General features: G+C 55.0%; 20 protein-coding genes and 1 tRNA gene. 1 reads left to right on the top strand and 20 read right to left on the bottom strand.

The genetic code is table 11. The features are described from left to right. The coding region (locus tag G5137_RS20190) for a hypothetical protein (protein ID WP_421255872.1) at positions 1 to 207 on the top strand (207 nt) is incomplete at its 5' end. A gap of 98 nt (positions 208 to 305) precedes the next feature. Here G5137_RS20190 and gmhB read toward each other — a convergent pair. The 20 genes from gmhB to G5137_RS20090 form a co-directional block, all read right to left on the bottom strand. Next, positions 306 to 848, bottom strand: coding sequence for a D-glycero-beta-D-manno-heptose 1,7-bisphosphate 7-phosphatase (gene gmhB, locus G5137_RS20185; protein ID WP_421255871.1), 543 nt, complete (start codon positions 846 to 848; stop codon positions 306 to 308). 111 nt (positions 849 to 959) lie between these two features. Further along, positions 960 to 2,144, bottom strand: a complete 1,185-nt coding sequence (tuf, locus tag G5137_RS20180; RefSeq protein ID WP_074042664.1) for an elongation factor Tu — start codon at positions 2,142 to 2,144, stop codon at positions 960 to 962. A gap of 54 nt (positions 2,145 to 2,198) precedes the next feature. Then, a complete protein-coding gene (gene fusA / locus G5137_RS20175; RefSeq protein WP_021229318.1) occupies positions 2,199 to 4,304 on the bottom strand; it encodes an elongation factor G in 2,106 nt (701 codons plus the stop codon). 75 nt (positions 4,305 to 4,379) lie between these two features. Further along, positions 4,380 to 4,850, bottom strand: a complete 471-nt coding sequence (gene rpsG / locus G5137_RS20170) for a 30S ribosomal protein S7 (protein ID WP_005339911.1) — start codon at positions 4,848 to 4,850, stop codon at positions 4,380 to 4,382. 93 nt (positions 4,851 to 4,943) lie between these two features. Continuing rightward, on the bottom strand, positions 4,944 to 5,318 hold the full coding sequence (gene rpsL / locus G5137_RS20165) for a 30S ribosomal protein S12 (protein ID WP_005306278.1): 375 nt from the start codon (positions 5,316 to 5,318) through the stop codon (positions 4,944 to 4,946). Between the two features lie 182 nt (positions 5,319 to 5,500). Next, on the bottom strand, positions 5,501 to 5,779 hold the full coding sequence (tusB, locus tag G5137_RS20160; RefSeq protein WP_058056195.1) for a sulfurtransferase complex subunit TusB: 279 nt from the start codon (positions 5,777 to 5,779) through the stop codon (positions 5,501 to 5,503). Between the two features lie 7 nt (positions 5,780 to 5,786). Further along, a complete protein-coding gene (tusC, locus tag G5137_RS20155; protein WP_021229316.1) occupies positions 5,787 to 6,146 on the bottom strand; it encodes a sulfurtransferase complex subunit TusC in 360 nt (119 codons plus the stop codon). 8 nt (positions 6,147 to 6,154) lie between these two features. Next, positions 6,155 to 6,547: a sulfurtransferase complex subunit TusD gene (gene tusD, locus G5137_RS20150; RefSeq protein WP_216976654.1), complete on the bottom strand. Its 393-nt coding sequence runs from the start codon at positions 6,545 to 6,547 to the stop codon at positions 6,155 to 6,157. An 84-nt stretch (positions 6,548 to 6,631) separates the two neighbouring features. Beyond that, the gene (locus tag G5137_RS20145; RefSeq protein ID WP_005339904.1) at positions 6,632 to 7,012 is read right to left on the bottom strand and encodes a RidA family protein; all 381 of its coding nucleotides are present in this window, start codon (positions 7,010 to 7,012) and stop codon (positions 6,632 to 6,634) included. A 24-nt stretch (positions 7,013 to 7,036) separates the two neighbouring features. Beyond that, entirely contained in the window at positions 7,037 to 7,753 is a 717-nt protein-coding gene (locus tag G5137_RS20140; RefSeq protein WP_005339902.1) for a helix-turn-helix transcriptional regulator, read from the bottom strand. A 194-nt stretch (positions 7,754 to 7,947) separates the two neighbouring features. Then, positions 7,948 to 12,252, bottom strand: coding sequence for a DNA-directed RNA polymerase subunit beta' (gene rpoC / locus G5137_RS20135; RefSeq protein WP_100647045.1), 4,305 nt, complete (start codon positions 12,250 to 12,252; stop codon positions 7,948 to 7,950). A 91-nt stretch (positions 12,253 to 12,343) separates the two neighbouring features. Beyond that, complete coding sequence (gene rpoB, locus G5137_RS20130) at positions 12,344 to 16,372, bottom strand: DNA-directed RNA polymerase subunit beta (RefSeq protein ID WP_421173225.1); 4,029 nt, start codon at positions 16,370 to 16,372, stop codon at positions 12,344 to 12,346. Positions 16,373 to 16,596: 224 nt separating this feature from the next. Next, complete coding sequence (gene rplL, locus G5137_RS20125) at positions 16,597 to 16,959, bottom strand: 50S ribosomal protein L7/L12 (RefSeq protein WP_005341840.1); 363 nt, start codon at positions 16,957 to 16,959, stop codon at positions 16,597 to 16,599. A 51-nt stretch (positions 16,960 to 17,010) separates the two neighbouring features. Then, positions 17,011 to 17,511 (bottom strand): 50S ribosomal protein L10, encoded by a 501-nt coding sequence (gene rplJ, locus G5137_RS20120; protein WP_216952230.1) that lies wholly within the window; start codon positions 17,509 to 17,511, stop codon positions 17,011 to 17,013. 256 nt (positions 17,512 to 17,767) lie between these two features. Beyond that, positions 17,768 to 18,469, bottom strand: a complete 702-nt coding sequence (gene rplA / locus G5137_RS20115; protein WP_005339888.1) for a 50S ribosomal protein L1 — start codon at positions 18,467 to 18,469, stop codon at positions 17,768 to 17,770. A gap of 4 nt (positions 18,470 to 18,473) precedes the next feature. Further along, entirely contained in the window at positions 18,474 to 18,902 is a 429-nt protein-coding gene (gene rplK, locus G5137_RS20110; protein WP_026456244.1) for a 50S ribosomal protein L11, read from the bottom strand. A 134-nt stretch (positions 18,903 to 19,036) separates the two neighbouring features. Further along, positions 19,037 to 19,564, bottom strand: coding sequence for a transcription termination/antitermination protein NusG (gene nusG, locus G5137_RS20105; protein WP_019840195.1), 528 nt, complete (start codon positions 19,562 to 19,564; stop codon positions 19,037 to 19,039). A 33-nt stretch (positions 19,565 to 19,597) separates the two neighbouring features. Beyond that, positions 19,598 to 19,969 carry a preprotein translocase subunit SecE gene (gene secE / locus G5137_RS20100; protein ID WP_005341843.1) on the bottom strand — a complete coding sequence of 124 codons (372 nt, stop codon included), beginning with the start codon at positions 19,967 to 19,969 and terminating at the stop codon, positions 19,598 to 19,600. Positions 19,970 to 20,029: 60 nt separating this feature from the next. Beyond that, positions 20,030 to 20,106, bottom strand: a tRNA-Trp gene (locus G5137_RS20095). 53 nt (positions 20,107 to 20,159) lie between these two features. Further along, a partial coding sequence (locus G5137_RS20090; RefSeq protein WP_421255870.1) for an EF-Tu/IF-2/RF-3 family GTPase occupies positions 20,160 to 20,854 on the bottom strand: 695 nt, incomplete at its 5' end.

The following is a 20,854-nucleotide window of genomic DNA, read 5'->3' as shown; positions in this document are numbered from 1 at the left end:
AAATTGTTTTTGATGCTCGATGCTGTGAGTGCCCACACAGATTGCTTGATTCAAATTGTTAAAGAGCGACGCAACAGTTCGTTGCTGCGGGAGTGGAATTCTACTCAACCGTCTTCTCGAGTCAAGCCTTATTTGCAAAGGCTTTTCGAGGTTACCGACCCGGTTGTTTGCGTTGCCGCTTGCCGTGTCGATGGAGGCGCATTATAGGGAGTGAATTCGTTCTGGCAAGGGGATAATTGCAAAAAGATGGCTTTCATCGTTCAATCGCTCGCAAATCCACCAATCAGCATATTAAACCGGCGAAATCAGCTTGCTGCAGGCACCGCGATGGCAAAATCATGCAGGTTGTCATAGATGGCATCTGCCAGTGCGCTACCCGTTTCGGTAATCGGCTTACCGGTTCTGACCATGATCTTGTGACCGACCCCGGCATTGCTCGCTGCTTTCAGATCGGAAGGCTTGTCACCCACCATATAGGAACGACTCATGTCGATGTTCAGTTCCTGCTTGGCGAGCAACAACATTCCCGGTTCCGGCTTGCGGCAGTCACAGGGAGCACCGTGATCCGGATGGTGTGGGCAGAAGTAGATACCATCAAGGTCCACATCGCGATCGGCCAGCGACCAATCCATCCACTCGGTCAGGTTCATGAAATCATCTTCGGTGAAATAACCGCGGGCAATCCCTGACTGGTTGGTCACTACAACCAGCAGATAGCCTTTCTTTTTGAGGAGCTGCAGGGCGTCTATGACTCCGGGCAGAAAATGGAAGTCATCGACCTGGCTGACATAACCTGTGTCTTCATTGATGACACCGTCACGATCCAGAAAAATGGCGGGTTTGCTCACGAAAACTACCTCTATCAATGATTTTGCCCAGTATCTCACAGGGCAGATAAAGCCCAAAAACAAAAGGGGCGGCCGAAGCCACCCCTTTCATGTGTGCATTTAAAGTATCGATTAAGCGATAACTTTAGCTACAACACCAGCACCTACGGTACGGCCACCTTCACGGATAGCGAAACGCAGGCCGTCATCCATCGCGATCGGCGCAATCAGGGTAACAACCATCTTGATGTTGTCACCCGGCATTACCATCTCTACGCCTTCCGGCAGTTCGATGGTACCGGTCACGTCAGTAGTACGGAAGTAGAACTGCGGACGGTAGCCTTTGAAGAACGGGGTATGACGACCACCTTCTTCTTTGGACAGCACATACACTTCAGATTCAAACTTGGTGTGCGGCTTGATGGTGCCCGGCTTGGCCAGTACCTGACCACGCTCTACGTCTTCACGCTTCACACCACGCAGCAGTGCACCGATGTTCTCGCCTGCACGACCTTCGTCCAGCAGCTTACGGAACATTTCAACGCCGGTACAGGTGGTCTTGGTGGTATCTTTGATACCAACGATTTCCACTTCTTCACCAACTTTAACGATACCGCGCTCTACACGACCGGTAACTACAGTACCACGGCCAGCGATAGAGAATACGTCTTCGATCGGCATCAGGAACGGCTGGTCAATCGCACGCTCCGGCTCCGGAATGTAGCTGTCCAGGTGGCCAGCCAGTTCCAGGATCTTCTCTTCCCACTGAGCTTCGCCTTCCAGCGCTTTCAGTGCGGAACCACGGACTACCGGCAGGTCATCACCCGGGAAGTCGTACTCGGACAGCAGTTCGCGAACTTCCATCTCGACCAGTTCCAGCAGCTCTTCGTCATCTACCATGTCACACTTGTTCATGAACACGATGATGTACGGAACGCCTACCTGACGACCCAGCAGGATGTGCTCACGAGTCTGCGGCATCGGGCCGTCAGTCGCTGCTACTACCAGGATCGCGCCGTCCATCTGGGCAGCACCGGTGATCATGTTTTTAACGTAGTCGGCGTGACCCGGGCAGTCTACGTGGGCGTAGTGGCGGGTAGCAGTGTCGTATTCTACGTGGGAGGTGTTGATGGTGATACCACGCTCACGCTCTTCCGGTGCCTTGTCGATCTGGTCGAAGGCGAAAGCTTTACCACCGAAGTGCTTGGCCAGCACGTTGGTGATAGCTGCAGTCAGGGTGGTTTTACCGTGGTCAACGTGGCCGATGGTGCCGACGTTTACGTGCGGTTTATTACGCTCAAATTTTTCTTTAGACACGACGTAGTCCTTCTAGGTTAAACCCGCCTACCGTCGTAGGCGGGGAATCTTAAATTACTTGGATTTGCGCTCTTCGATCACGGCTTGTGCAACGTTGGTCGGTGCATCGTGATACTTGGCGAATTCCATGGCGTAGGAAGCGCGACCCTGGGTAGCGGAACGCAGTGCAGTTGCATAACCGAACATTTCGGCCAGCGGCACCAGAGCACGTACGATCTTGCCGGACGGGCCATCTTCCATACCTTCGATCAGGCCACGACGACGGTTCAGGTCACCGATAACGTCGCCCATGTAATCTTCCGGAGTTTCAACTTCTACTTTCATGATCGGTTCGAGCAGAACCGGGTTGGCCTTCATGAAGCCAGCCTTAAAGGCCATGGAAGCAGCGATCTTGAACGCCAGTTCGGAAGAGTCGACATCGTGGTAAGAACCGAAGTGCAGACGCACACCCAGATCCATAACCGGGTAACCAGCCAGCGGACCAGATTTGAGCTGCTCACGGATACCTTTATCAACACCCGGGATGAATTCACCAGGAATGACACCGCCTTTGATGTCGTTGACGAATTCGTAAGCTTTGCCTTCTTCCAGCGGGTACATGTCGATAACAACATGACCGTACTGACCGCGACCACCAGACTGCTTGGCATGCTTGCCTTCGATGTCTTTAACGGTGGTACGGATGGTTTCACGGTAGGCAACCTGCGGCTTACCTACGTTGGCTTCAACCTTGAACTCGCGACGCATACGGTCAACGATGATGTCCAGGTGCAGCTCACCCATACCAGCGATGATGGTTTGACCTGACTCTTCGTCAGTCCATACGCGGAAGGACGGGTCTTCCTGAGCCAGACGGCCCAGTGCCAGACCCATCTTCTCCTGGTCAGCCTTGGTTTTCGGCTCAACCGCGATAGAAATTACCGGCTCCGGGAATTCCATACGCTCGAGGATGATCGGTGCGTTCGGGTCACACAGGGTGTCACCAGTGGTCACGTCTTTCAGACCGATGGCTGCAGCGATGTCACCAGCGCGTACTTCTTTGATCTCTTCACGCTTGTTGGCATGCATCTGAACGATACGGCCGAAACGCTCGCGCTTGTCCTTGACGGAGTTCAGCACGGTGTCACCGGAGTTGATCACGCCAGAGTAGACACGGAAGAAGGTCAGGTTACCAACGAACGGGTCGGTAGCGATCTTGAACGCCAGAGCAGAGAACGGCTCGTCATCAGAAGCGTGACGCTCGTCTTTGGTCTCGCCGTCCATTTTCAGGCCGTCGATAGCAGCAACGTCGGTCGGAGCCGGCAGGTACTCGATCACGGCATCCAGCATTGCCTGTACGCCCTTGTTCTTGAACGCGGAGCCACAGGTTACCAGGATGATTTCGTTGTTCAGCACGCGCTGACGCAGAGCACCTTTGATCTCTTCCTCGGTCAGCTCTTCGCCGCCCAGGTATTTTTCCATCAGGTCTTCAGACGCTTCAGCAGCGGCTTCAACCAGATTCATGCGCATTTCTTGCGCCTGTTCCAGCAACTCAGCCGGGACGTCTTCGTAATCGAAGGATACGCCCTGATCAGCTTCATTCCAGTTGATGGCTTTCATCTTGACCAGGTCAACAACGCCCTTGAAGTTCTCTTCAGAGCCGATGTTCAGCTGAAGGGGAACCGGAGTACCTTTCAGACGGGTCTTGATGTGCTCAACGCAGCGCAGGAAGTTGGCGCCGGTACGGTCCATCTTGTTGACGAACGCGATACGGGGAACCTTGTACTTGTTAGCCTGACGCCATACGGTTTCAGACTGTGGCTGTACGCCACCTACGGCACAGTACACCATCACGGCACCGTCCAGAACACGCATTGAACGCTCTACTTCGATAGTAAAGTCAACGTGGCCCGGGGTATCGATGATGTTGATACGGTGCGGTTGGAACTGTTTACCCATACCGGACCAGAAAGCGGTGGTCGCGGCGGAGGTGATGGTGATACCACGCTCTTGTTCCTGTTCCATCCAGTCCATGGTGGCAGCGCCATCGTGAACTTCACCGATCTTGTGACTTACACCGGTGTAAAACAGTACGCGCTCGGTAGTAGTAGTCTTACCGGCGTCAATGTGAGCGGAGATACCGATGTTACGATAACGCTCAATGGGGGTTGTACGAGCCATTGTCATCCTCTTACTAAGGCGCTTGTCCCTAGATAATTAAAGGTGCGCAGAGCCAAAAGACCCTGCGCAAGCGGATTACCAGCGGAAGTGAGCGAAGGCTTTGTTCGCTTCAGCCATACGGTGAACGTCTTCACGTTTCTTGACAGACGAACCCTTATTGTCAGCGGCATCCAGCAGCTCGCCAGCCAAACGCTGAGCCATTGATTTTTCACCACGTTTACGAGCGGCATCAACCAACCAGCGCATTGCCAGAGCATTGCGACGTACCGGACGAACTTCTACCGGAACCTGATAGGTTGCACCACCGACGCGACGAGATTTAACCTCGACCGCCGGACGAATGTTATCCAGAGCTTCTTCGAATACGGCCAGGTGCTCTTTGCCAGATTTGGTGGCAATGATGTCCAGGGCGCCATAAACAATGGCTTCTGCAACAGATTTCTTACCGTCAACCATTACTACGTTGACAAATTTAGCCAGCAGCTCTGATCCGAACTTGGGATCTGGCAGGATTTTACGCTGACCAACAACACGACGTCTTGGCATTTCAAATTCTCCGTAACTTCAGGGATTACCCAAAACTAGAAAGCTATCTAACTAGAAACGAATTAACGTTTGGCCTTACTTAACGGAGAACCATTAAGCTTTAGGACGCTTCACGCCATACTTGGAGCGAGCCTGCTTACGGTCTTTAACACCGGCACAGTCCAACGCACCACGAACGGTGTGATAACGAACACCTGGCAAGTCTTTTACACGACCGCCACGGATCAGAACAACAGAGTGCTCTTGCAGGTTGTGACCTTCACCACCGATGTAGGAGGTGACTTCGAAGCCGTTGGTCAGACGTACACGGCACACTTTACGCAGTGCAGAGTTAGGCTTCTTCGGGGTGGTGGTATATACACGAGTGCATACGCCACGCTTCTGAGGGCACGCTTCCAGCGCCGGCACGTTGCTTTTCACAACGAGCTTGATGCGTGGCTTGCGAACCAACTGGTTAATAGTTGCCATCAAAAGGCTCCTGATAATGACTTCATAAACGTGTGGAAAATCCTCCCCGCAGATACGGGGACGCGAAATTTTATGCCCTGTTGTCTGGGGAGTCAAGATTTATACAATTTGCGTCACAAAAGGGCAGTTCGGATCCGTTTGCTTTCACGACATCGCCTTGAATTTTCTTGAAAATATGCTTCTCAGCCACCCCAGGTGCGCGGGGAACCTTTTTGCGCAATCAGTGCCACCAGATCCGCCATATCGAGCACATTGCCCACCCGATGCTGCAAACCGCGAGCTTGCAGATCTTCCTGCATCACATAAAGCGGGATACCCGCCAGCCGCGCGCTCCACTGGGGAGCCGATGCCGCAATCACGGCATCCTGCATCAGTACCAGCTCATCCTCGGGCTGAAGGTATGAGAGCGCCTCTGCCAGAGCCTGACTCTGAAAGGGAGAGTTCAATATCAGATGCAACATGGAGACCTCAAAAGCTGATGTGAGTCGAACATTGTGCCCAGCGCCGAGCCAGTTCTTGGCGCGGCAGACTCTCGACGGGGATCAGCAGATCATCCACTGTCACGCCACGCTCTGCCAGCGAGTCAGCACAGACATAGACCTCTTCGATGTCGTAGAGTTCCAGCATTTTGAAGGTGGGCGCGTAGTGGCGCTGCAAAATGGCGGCAGGCTGCTGCTCCTTGAGCAGTTGCAACACACCGTCCCCAATCAGGAAGAGGGCCAGCTCATCGGTCATGGCCGAGGTGGCCAGCAGGGCATCCAACCCTTCCCGGCCAGCGGCATGGCCATGGGGACCACGACTGCAGATAAAGGCAATTTTTTTATTCATGGCTCCCCCTAGAACTGAACCAGTCGATCGGCAGTGAGCGCAGCCTCGGCCAGCTGGCCCAGACCGCTCAGACAAAATGGCGGTTGCAGATTGAAGTGCACCAGCCCCGCCCCCTTGGCCTCCTGCTCATCGAGCACACCGCGCCGCATGGCGGCGGCGACGCAGACGTCGATACGGATCCCCTGCTCTTCTGCCAGCTCTCGCCACAGACGCACCAGGTTAGTCTCATCGGATGCAGGCAGATGCAAACCGTTGCCGTTGCAGACCCCGTCCTGATAGAAGAACAGGTGGGACAAGGTATGTCCCTGCGCCAACAGGGTGCGGGCAAAACGATAGGCGGTGCTGGCCGATTGGGTGCCATAGGCAGGCCCCGTGACCAGGATGGCAAAACTCAGACTCATAGCAGGACTCCTGTGCTGACCCGGTCCATTTTACGCCAAAAACAAAAAAGCCCCTGCCAGGAGGGGCTTGATTCGATCTGTTGATCAGAGATGGGCAATCGCCTCGACCTCGACCAGCACATCTTTCGGCAGACGAGCCACCTCCACGCAGGAGCGGGCTGGCGCCGCATCGCCAAAGTAGCGGGCATAGACCTGGTTGAAGGCAACGAAGTTGTTCATGTCGCTCAGGAAGCAGGTGGTCTTGACCACTTTGCTGGCATCGGCACCGGCAGCGTGCAACACGGCAACCAGATTCTTCATCACCCGTTCGGCCTGCTCTTCGATGCCGCCGGCCACGATCTCCATGGTGGCAGGATCGAGCGGGATCTGCCCGGAGGTGAAGATCATCTCGCCAACCTTGGTAGCCTGAACATACGGACCAATCGCGGCAGGCGCCTTGTCGGTTGCAATCACTTCTTTAGCCATTCATCTATCCCCTTCTGGAATGAGTTACTCGTTCTCGTCTTCACCCTGCTTGCGCTGTCGGATGTAAAGATAAACGGTATGTTTTGAAATATTGAGTTTGTCCGCCACCAGATTGATCGAATCCTTGATGTCGAAAATGCCCTTCTCGAACAGCTGGGTCACGATGAAGCGGTTCTTGGCATTGTTGGCCACGGTGGGATCGCGATTGATCTCGTCGATGGTGTTATCCACCGTCTGGGCAACCAGCTCTTCCACGCTGTTGGCGAAGGTCTCTGGTGACTGACGCGCCGCCTGCTGGGGCGTCGGGAAAAATTCGGCCACGAACTCGTGGAAAGGCGCATTGATGTGCAGGTTGATGCAGATCAGCCCCACCACTTGCCGCTCGCTGTTGCGAATGGCGATGGTGCTCGACTTCATCAGCGCACCGGTACGGCTGCGAGCGAAATAGCTCTGGGTGTAATCCTGGCCGGTGCTCTCGATGTCCTTGAGCATGCGCAGGGCGAGATCGGTGATGGGCGCCCCGAGGGTGCGTCCGGTATTGAAGCCGTTGGCGATCTTGATCACCGACTCGTGCAGATTTTCCAGGGAGTGGAGTACCACTTCACAATGCTTGCCGAACAGCTCGGCCAAGCCATCGATGAGCCCATCGTATGAGCGCAACAATTCCCTGTCTTCATCTGTAAAAGTGCGGCTGATCAGCTGTTCTTCGGGAAGCATGGCTTCCTCGATACCGACAGTCATGTTCTACCCCTGTAATAACCATTCAACTTTCCCGAGTTTTAAATTGAAGGGGAGTAAAGTCAACTTTTTTTGATTTTTTACTCTACAACTTTGCTCTGGATCATCCTGAAACCCGCGCTGCGTCTACCTTTGCCGAGGAATTGGCCAACAAAAAGGGCTCCTTGAAGGAGCCCTTTTTAATCACGGATGACGAGTTACTCTTCGTCGAAGCTACCGGCTGCGTTCAGCAGATCCGCCAGGTTCTGCTCAGCTTCATCAGCGGTCACCTGCGGGGTGCCAACAGCACGAGCTGCGGCAGCACGCTGGTTGATCCGGCTGTGGTGGTAGGCAAAGCCGGTACCAGCCGGGATCAGACGACCCACGATGACGTTCTCTTTCAGACCACGCAGTTCATCACGCTTGCCACCTACGGCGGCTTCGGTCAGAACGCGAGTGGTTTCCTGGAAGGAAGCCGCGGAGATGAAGGACTCGGTGCTCAGAGATGCCTTGGTAATACCCATCAGTACATGACGGTAGGTCGCAGGGGTCTTGCCCTCGGCAACCAGCTTACGGTTGGCAATCTTCACACGAGCCACTTCAACCTGTTCGCCTTCGATCAGATCGGTATCGCCAGCGCTCAGGATCTCGCACTTGCGCAGCATCTGACGAACGATGACTTCGATGTGCTTGTCGTTGATCTTAACGCCTTGCAGACGGTAAACGTCCTGCACTTCGTTGGCGATGTAGTTGGCGACCGGACTGATACCGCGCAGACGCAGGATGTCGTGAGCAGACTCAGGACCGTCTGCCAGCACTTCACCCTTCTCAACTTTTTCACCTTCGAACACGTTCAGGTTACGCCACTTCGGAATCATCTCTTCGTAGACGTTGCCACCATCGGTCGGGGTAATGACCAGACGGCGTTTGCCCTTGGTCTCTTTCCCGAAGGAGATGGTACCGGAGATCTCGGCCAGAATTGCCGGTTCCTTCGGTTGACGTGCTTCGAACAGATCCGCAACGCGCGGCAGACCACCGGTGATGTCCTTGGTACCGCCGGACTCTTGCGGGATACGCGCTACCGCGTCACCCACGCCCACGTTGGCACCATCTTCCAGGTTCACGATCGCCTTGCCCGGCAGGAAGTACTGGGCGGCTACATCGGTACCCGGGATCATCACGTCTTTGCCGTTCAGGTCGACCAGTTTAACGGTCGGACGCATCTCTTTACCGGCGCTCGGACGCTCGTTGACGTCCAGAACAACGATAGAAGAGAGACCGGTCAGCTCGTCGGTCTGACGAGTGATGGTCACACCATCGATCATGTGTTCGAACTGCAGGCGACCTGCCACTTCGGTGATGATCGGGTGGGTGTGCGGATCCCAATTGGCAACGGTCTCGCCAGCACTCACGGCCTGGCCGTCCTTCACTTCCAGTACAGAACCGTAAGGCAGCTTGTGGCTTTCCTTGGTACGGCCCATGTCGTCCATGATGGTCAGTTCGGTAGAACGTGAGGTGATAACCAGTTTGTCATCGCTGTTGTGAACGAACTTGGCGTTCTGCAGCTTGATGGTACCTGTGTTCTTGACCTGGATGCTGCTTTCAGCAGCGGCACGAGATGCAGCACCACCGATGTGGAACGTACGCATCGTCAGCTGGGTACCCGGTTCACCGATGGACTGGGCGGCGATAACACCGACAGCCTCACCCTTGTTAACCAGGTGACCACGGGCCAGATCACGGCCGTAGCAGTGAGCACAGTTACCGAAGTCGGTTTCACAGGTGATGGCAGAACGAACCTTCACACGGTCAACGGAGTTGCGTTCCAGCAGGTCACACAGCTGCTCGTCGAGCAGGGTGTTGCGAGCAACCAGGATCTCGTCCTCGGTACCCGGCTTGATGACATCTTCTGCCACCACACGACCCAGCACGCGTTCACGCAGCGGCTCGACCACGTCGCCACCCTCGATCAGCGGAGTCATCCACAGACCGTCGGTAGTGCCGCAATCGTCCTCGGTGATCACCATGTCCTGCGCCACGTCTACCAGACGACGAGTCAGGTAACCGGAGTTCGCAGTCTTCAGTGCAGTATCCGCCAGACCCTTACGAGCACCGTGGGTAGAGATAAAGTACTGCAGTACGTTCAGACCTTCGCGGAAGTTCGCGATGATCGGAGTCTCGATGATGGAGCCATCCGGCTTGGCCATCAGGCCACGCATACCGGCCAGCTGACGGATCTGGGCGGCGGAACCCCGCGCACCAGAGTCGGCCATCATAAAGATGCTGTTGAACGAGGCCTGCTCTTCTTCTTCACCCAGCGAGTTGACGTTACGCTCTTTGGACAAGTTCTCCATCATGGCCTTGGAGACGCGCTCGTTGGCGCTGGCCCAGATATCGATAACCTTGTTGTAACGTTCGCCCGCAGTTACCAGACCGGACAGGAACTGGTCCTGGATCTCGGCAACTTCGGCTTCGGCAGACGCGATGATGTCTTTCTTGGCATCCGGGATGACCATGTCATCGATACCAACGGAAGCACCGGACAGCGCCGCGTAGTGGAAACCGGTATACATCAGCTGGTCAGCGAAGATAACGGTGTCCTTCAGCCCCTGCTTGCGATAGCAGGTGTTCAGCAGACGGGAGATGAGCTTTTTGCCCAGCGCCTTGTTGGATACGCATTTGATCCAGTTCTGCGGATTGGCTTCCAGATCGGCCTGCTCGGCAGCAGTCAGCACCTTCGGCTCGTCGATCAGGGCGTATTCCATACCTTTCGGCAGGATCAGGCTCAGGATCGCACGACCAACGGTGGTGTTCTTCATCTCGGTCTTGGCAACCAGCTCACCGGCTTCGTTCTTCACGTACTCGGTGATGCGGCACTTGACGCGAGCATGCAGGTCGGCCAGACCAGCACGGTACACTTTCTCGGCCTCTTTCGGGCCGGACAGCACCATACCTTCACCCTTCGCATTGATGCGGGCGCGGGTCATGTAGTACAGACCCAAGACCACGTCCTGAGAAGGAACGATGATCGGCTCACCGGAGGCTGGCGACAGGATGTTGTTGGTAGACATCATCAGCGCACGCGCTTCCAGCTGGGCTTCCAGGGTCAGCGGTACGTGGACCGCCATCTGGTCACCATCGAAGTCCGCGTTATACGCAGCACAAACCAGCGGGTGCAGCTGGATTGCCTTGCCTTCGACCAGAGTCGGTTCGAATGCCTGGATACCCAGACGGTGCAGGGTCGGTGCACGGTTCAGCAGAACCGGGTGCTCGCGGATCACTTCGTCCAGGATATCCCAAACGACAGCTTCCTCGCGCTCCACCATCTTCTTGGCGGCCTTGATAGTGGTCGCCAGACCGCGGGTTTCCAGCTTGCCATAGATGAACGGCTTGAACAGTTCCAGCGCCATCTTCTTCGGCAGACCGCACTGATGCAGACGCAGAGTCGGGCCTACGGTGATAACGGAACGACCGGAGTAGTCGACACGCTTACCGAGCAGGTTCTGACGGAAACGACCCTGCTTACCCTTGATCATATCGGCCAGGGATTTCAGCGGGCGCTTGTTGGAACCGGTGATGGCACGACCGCGACGGCCGTTATCCAGCAGCGCATCGACGGACTCTTGCAGCATACGCTTTTCGTTGCGCACGATGATGTCCGGAGCAGCCAGATCCAGCAGACGCTTCAAGCGGTTGTTACGGTTGATCACGCGACGGTACAGATCGTTCAGATCGGAAGTCGCGAAACGGCCGCCGTCCAGCGGTACCAGCGGACGCAGGTCCGGCGGCAGCACAGGCAGCACTGTCATGATCATCCACTCCGGCTTGTTGCCGGACTGCAGGAAAGCTTCCATCAGCTTCAGACGCTTGGTGGTCTTCTTGCGTTTGGTCTCGGAGTTGGTCTGATCCAGCTCCTCACGCATCGCTTTGACTTCACCTTCCAGATCGATGGCGCGCAGCAATGCCAGGATTGCTTCGGCACCCATCTTGGCGTCAAATTCGTCGCCCCACTCTTCCAGCGCATCCAGGTACTGCTCTTCGGAGAGCATCTGGCTGCGTTCGAGGTTGGTCATGCCCGGCTCGATAACTACGAAAGATTCGAAGTAGAGCACGCGTTCGATGTCGCGCAGGGTCATGTCCAGAAGCAGACCGATACGGGACGGCAGGGACTTCAGGAACCAGATGTGGGCAGTCGGGCTGGCCAGCTCGATGTGGCCCATACGCTCACGACGGACCTTGGTCTGGGTCACTTCAACGCCGCACTTCTCACAGATCACACCACGGTGTTTCAGGCGCTTGTACTTGCCGCACAGACACTCGTAGTCCTTCACCGGTCCGAAGATACGGGCGCAGAACAGACCATCACGCTCCGGCTTGAAAGTCCGGTAGTTGATGGTCTCAGGCTTTTTGACCTCACCGAATGACCAGGAGCGGATCATGTCAGGAGAGGCCAGACCGATCTTGATGCTGTCAAACTCTTCGGTCTTGGTCTGAGCCTTCAAAAACTTGAGTAAGTCTTTCACGTGTTTCCCCTGTCAGGAGTCTAACCTCGGCGCCCCGGCTGCCAAAACAGCGGGGCGCCCACGTCAATTCTCGAACAATAAGAGCGAGCTCTTACTCTTCGTCCAGCTCGATGTTGATACCCAGAGAGCGGATTTCCTTCAGCAATACGTTGAAGGATTCGGGCATGCCCGGCTCCATACGGTGGTCGCCATCCACGATGTTCTTGTACATCTTGGTACGGCCATTCACATCGTCAGACTTGACGGTCAGCATCTCCTGCAGGGTATATGCCGCACCGTAAGCCTCCAGGGCCCACACTTCCATCTCACCGAAACGCTGACCACCGAACTGAGCCTTACCACCCAGCGGCTGCTGGGTAACCAGGCTATAAGAACCGGTAGAACGCGCGTGCATCTTGTCGTCGACCAGGTGGTTCAGCTTGAGCATGTACATGTAACCAACGGTTACTTTACGCTCGAAGCGGTTACCGGTACGGCCGTCGAACAGATCAATCTGACCGGATTCCGGCAGATCGGCCAGCTTCAGCAGGGCTTTGATTTCGCGCTCTTTGGCACCATCAAACACTGGAGTAGCAACCGGCAGACCCTTACGCAGGTTACCCACCAGGGTACGTACGTCGTCGTCAGACAGTTCGGCGATGTTCACTTGCTGGGTGTCCTTCTCGCCCAGGTCATAGACCTGTTGCAGGAAGTTGCGCATCTCGTGCAGCTCGCGCTGCTCTTTGACCATGCGATCGATCTTCTCGCCGATACCCTTGGCCGCAAGGCCCAGGTGCACTTCGAGGATCTGACCGATGTTCATACGGGATGGTACGCCCAACGGGTTCAGTACGATGTCGACCGGACGGCCGAACTCGTCATGAGGCATATCCTCGACCGGACAGATCTTGGAGATAACACCCTTGTTACCGTGACGGCCCGCCATCTTGTCACCCGGCTGGATGCGACGCTTGACTGCCAGATAAACCTTGACGATTTTCAGTACGCCCGGTGCCAGATCATCACCCTGGATAATCTTGCGACGCTTGTTCTCGAATTTCTTGTCGAACTCGGCTTTCAGCTCAACGTGCTGTTCAGCGATCTGTTCCAGTTCGGTCTGCTTGCCTTCGTCTTCGATGGCCAGTTCAAACCACTTGGAGCGATCGAGCTTGTTCAGACGATCTTCGCTGTAACCGGCGGCCAGCAGCAGGTTGCGGGAGCGGCCGAAAATGCCGTCTTCCAGGATCTTGAACTCTTCGGTCAAGTCCTTCTTCGCTTCCTTCAGCTGCATCTCTTCGATTTCTTTGGCGCGCTTGTCCTTTTCCACGCCATCGCGGGTAAAGACTTGCACGTCAACCACGGTACCGTACACACCGTTCGGTACACGCAGGGAGGAGTCCTTCACATCGGACGCCTTCTCACCGAAGATGGCGCGCAGCAGCTTCTCTTCCGGCGTCAGCTGGGTTTCACCTTTCGGGGTTACCTTACCGACCAGAATGTCGCCGCCCTTCACTTCGGCACCCACGTAGACGATACCAGACTCGTCCAGCTTGGACAGAGCGGCTTCACCCACGTTCGGGATGTCAGCAGTGATCTCTTCCGGACCCAGCTTGGTGTCACGGGAGATACAGGCCAGTTCCTGGATATGGATGGTGGTCAGGCGATCTTCCTGAACAACACGCTCGTTCACCAGGATCGAGTCTTCGAAGTTGTAACCGTTCCACGGCATGAACGCGACGCGCATGTTCTGACCCAGCGCCAGTTCACCCAAATCGGTGGACGGGCCGTCAGCCAGTACGTCGCCAGCCATGACCGGCTCACCCAACATCACGCAAGGACGCTGGTTGATACAGGTGTTCTGGTTGGAACGGGTGTATTTGGTCAGGTTGTAGATGTCGATACCGGCTTCGCCTGGCATCAGCTCATCTTCATTGACCTTCAGGACGATACGGGAGGCATCGACATAGTCGATTACGCCGCCACGCTTGGCCACTACGGTTACACCGGAGTCAACGGCCACAGCGCGTTCCATACCGGTACCTACCAGCGGCTTGTCAGCACGCAGAGTCGGTACAGCCTGACGTTGCATGTTTGAACCCATCAATGCGCGGTTCGCGTCATCGTGTTCCAGGAACGGGATCAGAGCCGCAGCCACAGATACGATCTGCTGCGGGCTCACGTCCATATACTGGATCTGGTCGGCGTTCATAAAGGTGGATTCACCTTTGTGACGGCACGGGATCAATTCATCTTTCAGTCGGCCATCTTCGGTGGTCGCGGCGTTAGCCTGTGCGATCACGTACTTGCCTTCTTCAATAGCAGACAGGTAGTCCACTTCGTCGGTGATCACACCGTCAATGACCTTACGGTACGGGGTCTCGAGGAAACCGTACTCGTTGGTACGAGAGTACACGGACAGAGAGTTGATCAGACCGATGTTCGGACCTTCAGGAGTCTCGATAGGGCACAGACGACCGTAGTGGGTCGGGTGTACGTCTCGGACTTCAAAGCCGGCACGCTCACGAGTCAAACCGCCCGGGCCCAGCGCAGAGATACGGCGCTTGTGGGTCACTTCGGAGAGCGGGTTGTTCTGGTCCATAAACTGGGACAGCTGGCTGGAACCAAAGAACTCTTTGACTGCGGCGGAGATCGGCTTGGCGTTGATCAGATCCTGCGGCATCAGGGTGTCCAGGTCGCCCAGGGAGAGACGCTCCTTGACCGCACGCTCGACACGCACCAGACCGACGCGGAACTGGTTTTCAGCCATTTCACCGACAGAACGGATACGACGGTTACCCAGGTGGTCGATATCGTCCACTTCGTCGTTACCGTTACGGATGTCGATCAGGCGCTTCATTACATCGACGATATCGTCTTTGGTCAGTACGCCAGCGCCAGTCTCGTCTTCACGACCCAGACGGCGGTTGAACTTCATCCGACCTACGGTAGACAGGTCGTAACGCTCGGCAGAGAAGAACAGGTTTTCGAACAGCTGCTCTGCTGCTTCACGTGTCGGCGGCTCGCCCGGACGCATCATGCGGTAGATTTCTACCAGCGCTTCCAGACGGTTGGTGCTGGAATCGACGCGCAGGGTCTCGGACATGTAGGCACCGTGATCCAGTTCGTTGGTGAACAGAACCTCGAAATGCTTGAAGCCGGCCTGGGACAGGTTGGCAATCGCTTCCAGACTCAGCGCCTGGTTGGCTGCCACTACCAGTTCGCCAGTTTGCGGATGTGCGTAGTCCTTGGCTGCAACTTTGCCAACAACGTACTCAACCGGTACCTCAATCTGGGTAACGGCGTCTTTTTCCAACTGACGGATGTGACGGGCAGTCACACGACGACCGGTTTCAACAACCACGGCACCATTGGCCACGATGTCGAAGGTCGCAGTTTCGCCACGCAGGCGCTCCGGCACCAGATCCATCATCAACTTGCCATCTTTGACCTCGAAACCGATGGTTTCGAAGAAGGTGGCCAGGATTTGTTCGGAAGTGAAGTCCAGGGCGCGCAGAATAATGGATGCCGGCAGTTTGCGACGACGGTCGATACGGACAAACAGGTTGTCTTTCGCATCGAACTCGAAGTCCAGCCAGGAGCCACGGTAGGGGATAACGCGAGCGTTATACAGCACCTTACCGGATGAATGTGTTTTGCCTTTATCGTGGTCGAAGAAGACGCCCGGGCTGCGGTGCAGCTGGGAAACGATAACCCGCTCGGTACCATTGATAACAAAGGTGCCGTTCTCGGTCATGAGCGGAATTTCGCCCATGTATACTTCTTGTTCCTTGATGTCTTTGACGGTGCCGGCAGCTGCTTCACGGTCGTACAGAACCATACGAAGCTTGACACGCAGCGGCGCGGAGTAGGTCACTCCACGGATCTGGCATTCTTTTACGTCAAATACCGGCTCACCCAGGCGATAGCTGACATACTGAAGCTCAGCACTACCGGAGTAACTGGTGATCGGGAAAACGCTACGGAAAGCGGCCTCTAGGCCATATTCACCTTCCGGGTCAGCCTCGATGAACTGCTTGAAGGAGTCCAGCTGAATGGACAACAGATAAGGCGTGTCCAGTACCTGGTCTCGCTTACCGAAGTCCTTACGAATGCGTTTTTTTTCGGTATAAGAGTAAACCATAGGGTTCCTCAGCTCGCTGATAAGTGACCCACTCTGTCCCGCGGGACAGCTCTGTCTCAACACCGTTTTGTGTTGGCCCGGACGAAAGAAGACAGTCCGGATTGCTGGTGCACCGAGAGTCGTAAACGGTGTGAAATGCTCTCAGTCTACAGCGCAAAAAGGCTGGTGAACAAAAATTCACCAGCCCTAGCCTGTTTTATCAGGCTAATCTACATAAATGCAGATTATTTGATCTCAACAGAAGCACCGGCAGCTTCCAGCTCTTTCTTCAGAGCTTCAGCTTCGTCTTTGGAGACGGCTTCTTTCAGGTTAGCCGGAGCAGCTTCTACCAAGTCTTTGGCTTCTTTCAGGCCCAGACCGGTAGCGCCACGAACGGCTTTGATGACGGCAACTTTGTTGGCACCGGCAGCAGTCAGAACTACGTCGAACTCGGTCTTCTCTTCTACTGCTTCAGCGGCCGGACCGGCAGCAACAGCAACAGCGGCAGAAACACCGAATTTCTCTTCCATAGCTTCGATCAGCTCAACAACTTCCATTACAGACATGGAAGCAACGGCTTCGATGATTTGGTCTTTAGTGATAGACATGACAAAAATTCCTGATGTTGAATAAACTCAAACAGCCTAAATAGGCGAGAATCAAGCAGCAGCTTGCTTCTGATCACGCACAGCAGCGATGGTACGAACCAGCTTGCCAGCAGAGGCTTCTTTCATAGTCGCCATCAACTTCGCAATTGCTTCGTCGTAGGTCGGCAGCGTGGCCAGACGATCAATTTGTGCTGCGGCGATAAACTCACCGTTAAAAGCGCCAGCCTTGATTTCGAACTTTTGGTTCGCTTTGGCAAACTCTTTGAACAGACGAGCAGCAGCGCCCGGGTGTTCGTTAGAGAAAGCAATCAAGGTAGGACCGGTAAATGCGTCGTTCAGGCACTCGTATTCGGTACCTTCTACCGCGCGACGCAGCAGGGTGTTACGCACAACGCGCATGTACACACCGGCTTCACGAGCGGTTTTACGCAGGACGGTCATCTTGTCTACAGTGACACCGCGAGAATCGGCAACAACTGCAGAAAGAGCGCCTTTGGCAGCTTCGTTGACTTCAGCAACAATTGCCTTTTTGTCTTCGAGTCCCAATGCCATTGGCTTAACTCCTGGATTGAATCCGGGTCAAATGACCCAGTACTGACACATCCCCCCTACCTTTACAACAGAGGGGAACGATGCGGTAGCAGGATTCCAGAAGAGAAAGAATCTTTCTCGCTGGGTTTCCGGCACCGTCTACGCAGGAAACATTAAGGCTTTACAGCCTCCTGCGGTCTTGGACGGAGGTCGAAACCCCCAACCAATCAAGGCGCAAAATTATAGATTAAATTTTGCGCCTTGTAAAACCCATCAATTAGGCCTGAGCTTCCAGAGAAGCTTGGTCTACGGCAACACCGGCACCCATGGTGGTGGAGATGCTGACTTTCTTGATGAATTGACCTTTGGCGGAAGAGGGCTTGCCTTTTTTCAGGGCAACCAGCAGAGCTTCCAAGTTTTCTTTCAGCTGAACTTCGTTGAAAGAAACCTTACCCAGAGTGGTATGGATGATACCATTCTTGTCGTTACGGTAACGAACCTGACCAGCCTTGGCGTTCTTGACAGCTTCGGCAACGTTAGGAGTTACAGTACCAACTTTCGGGTTCGGCATCAGGCCGCGCGGGCCCAGGATTTGACCCAGTTGACCAACAACGCGCATGGCATCCGGGGATGCGATAACTACGTCGAAGTTCATCTCGCCTTTCTTAACCAGATCGGCCAGGTCATCCATACCTACCAGGTCAGCACCGGCAGCTTTAGCTGCTTCGGCATTGGCACCTTGGGTAAATACGGCAACGCGTACATCACGACCGGTACCGTGCGGCAGTACAGTAGCACCACGTACGTTCTGGTCAGATTTACGAGCGTCGATACCCAGGTTGACAGCAACGTCAACGCTTTCAACGAACTTGGCGGTAGCCAGTTCTTTCAGCAGGGCAATGGCTTCGTTGATGGAGTACTCTTTGGTACCGTCAACTTTTTCGCGAATAACGCGCATACGCTTGGAAAGTTTAGCCATTGTCTTAATCCTCCACTACCAGACCCATGGAACGAGCGGAGCCTGCGATGCAACGTACTTTTGCATCCAGATCGGCACCGGTCATATCCGGTTCTTTGGTCTTGGCGATTTCTTGCAGCTGGGCTACGGTCACCTTACCAACCTTGTCTTTGTTCGGCTTGGCAGAACCAGACTTGATGCCAGCAGCTTTCTTCAGCAGGAAGGAAGCAGGCGGAGTCTTGGTTTCGAAGGTGAAGGAACGGTCGCTGTAAACGGTGATCACGACCGGGGTCGGTGAACCTTTTTCCAGCTTTTCTGTACGAGCGTTGAACGCCTTACAGAATTCCATGATGTTAACACCGTGTTGACCCAGTGCAGGACCAACGGGAGGAGACGGGTTGGCTGCACCAGCAGCAACCTGCAGCTTGATATAAGCTGTGACTTTCTTAGCCATTAGGAAATTACCTCAAAAATGGGTTCTAGCGCCTCGGAGACATGCTCCTGCAAACGGCTCCCCAACTAATAAAGGGGCAGAGAATTATAGAGATATTCGCTGCCCCTGACAACTGTTGAGTGAACAGAAATCAATCAGCCCTTTTCGACCTGACCGAAATCCAGCTCAACGGGAGTAGAACGACCGAAGATCAGTACAGAAACCTTCACGCGGCTCTTCTCGTAGTCCACCTCTTCAACGGTTCCATTGAAGTCGGCAAACGGACCATCGGCAACCCGCACCATTTCACCCGGTTCAAACAGGGTTTTCGGACGCGGCTTGTCGTGGGCATCCTGCAGACGGTTCAGGATGGCATCGGCCTCTTTGTCGGAGATCGGTGCCGGACGGTCGGAAGTACCGCCGATGAAGCCCATGACGCGCGGTACGTTACGCACCAGGTGCCATGTGGTTTCATCCATGATCATCTGAACCAGGACATAGCCCGGGAAAAACTTGCGCTCACTCTTGCGCTTCTGGCCTGCACGCATCTCGACCACTTCTTCGGTCGGGACCAGTACTTCACCGAACATGTCTTCCATGCCATGCATCTTGATATGCTCGCGCAGGGATTTGGCGACACGGCCTTCATAGCCGGAAAACGCCTGCACGACATACCATCTCATACGCTGTTCACGTTGTTCAGTCATGGCTTATCCTTACACACCGGTAATCAGGTTGACCAACCAGACCAAGGCGCCGTCCAGAACGAACAGCAGCAGCCCCATCACGGCGGTCACCGCCAGCACAATCAGGGTTGTCTGAATGGCTTCCTGACGGGTTGGCCATACGACCTTGCGGACTTCCAGGCGAGACTCACGGGCGAATGCCAGTGTTGCCTTCCCTTTGGTGGTTTGCAGGGCTACTGCACCGGCAGCAGCGATGACAATGACCACACCCAAGGCGCGGACGGCAGCAATAACATCGCTCAGCAGATAATTACCTACTACAGCGGCCACCAGGATAATGAAAACCAGGCCCCAAAGCAGGGTATCCTTGCTTCCGCCCTGGTTCTCAGAACTAACACTCATACAACCCACCTGTATCTGACGTAACCAAAGACACAAAAGCCCCGTACGAGACGAGGTATATGGCAGGGGCGGCAGGACTCGAACCCGCAACCATCGGTTTTGGAGACCGCTGTTCTACCAATTCGAACTACGCCCCTGCATAAGAAAGCCCCTATTATAGGGGCTTTGCTTTATTTATGTAAGCCAAAGATTAAGCGATAACTTTAGCTACAACACCAGCACCAACGGTACGGCCACCTTCACGGATAGCGAAACGCAGGCCGTCATCCATCGCGATCGGCGCAATCAGGGTAACAACCATCTTGATGTTGTCGCCCGGCATTACCATCTCTACGCCTTCCGGCAGTTCGATGGTACCGGTCACGTCGGTAGTACGGAAGTAGAACTGCGGACGGTAGCCTTTGAAGAACGGGGTATGACGACCACCTTCTTCTTTGGACAGTACGTACACTTCAGATTCGAACTTGGTGTGCGGCTTGATGGTGCCCGGCTTGGCCAGTACCTGACCACGCTCTACGTCTTCACGCTTCACGCCACGCAGCAGTGCACCGATGTTCTCGCCTGCACGACCTTCGTCCAGCAGCTTACGGAACATTTCAACGCCGGTACAGGTGGTCTTGGTGGTATCTTTGATACCCACGATTTCCACTTCTTCACCAACTTTAACGATACCGCGCTCTACACGACCGGTTACTACGGTACCACGGCCAGCGATAGAGAATACGTCTTCGATCGGCATCAGGAACGGCTGGTCAATCGCACGCTCCGGCTCCGGAATGTAGCTGTCCAGGTGGCCAGCCAGTTCCAGGATCTTCTCTTCCCACTGAGCTTCGCCTTCCAGCGCTTTCAGTGCGGAACCACGGACTACCGGCAGGTCATCACCCG

Source organism: Aeromonas sp. 600282 (assembly GCF_049175755.1).
GTDB lineage: Bacteria > Pseudomonadota > Gammaproteobacteria > Enterobacterales > Aeromonadaceae > Aeromonas > Aeromonas veronii_A.
Note: the sequence above shows the minus strand (reverse complement) of the source record. Positions and strands in the feature narration are given on the sequence as shown.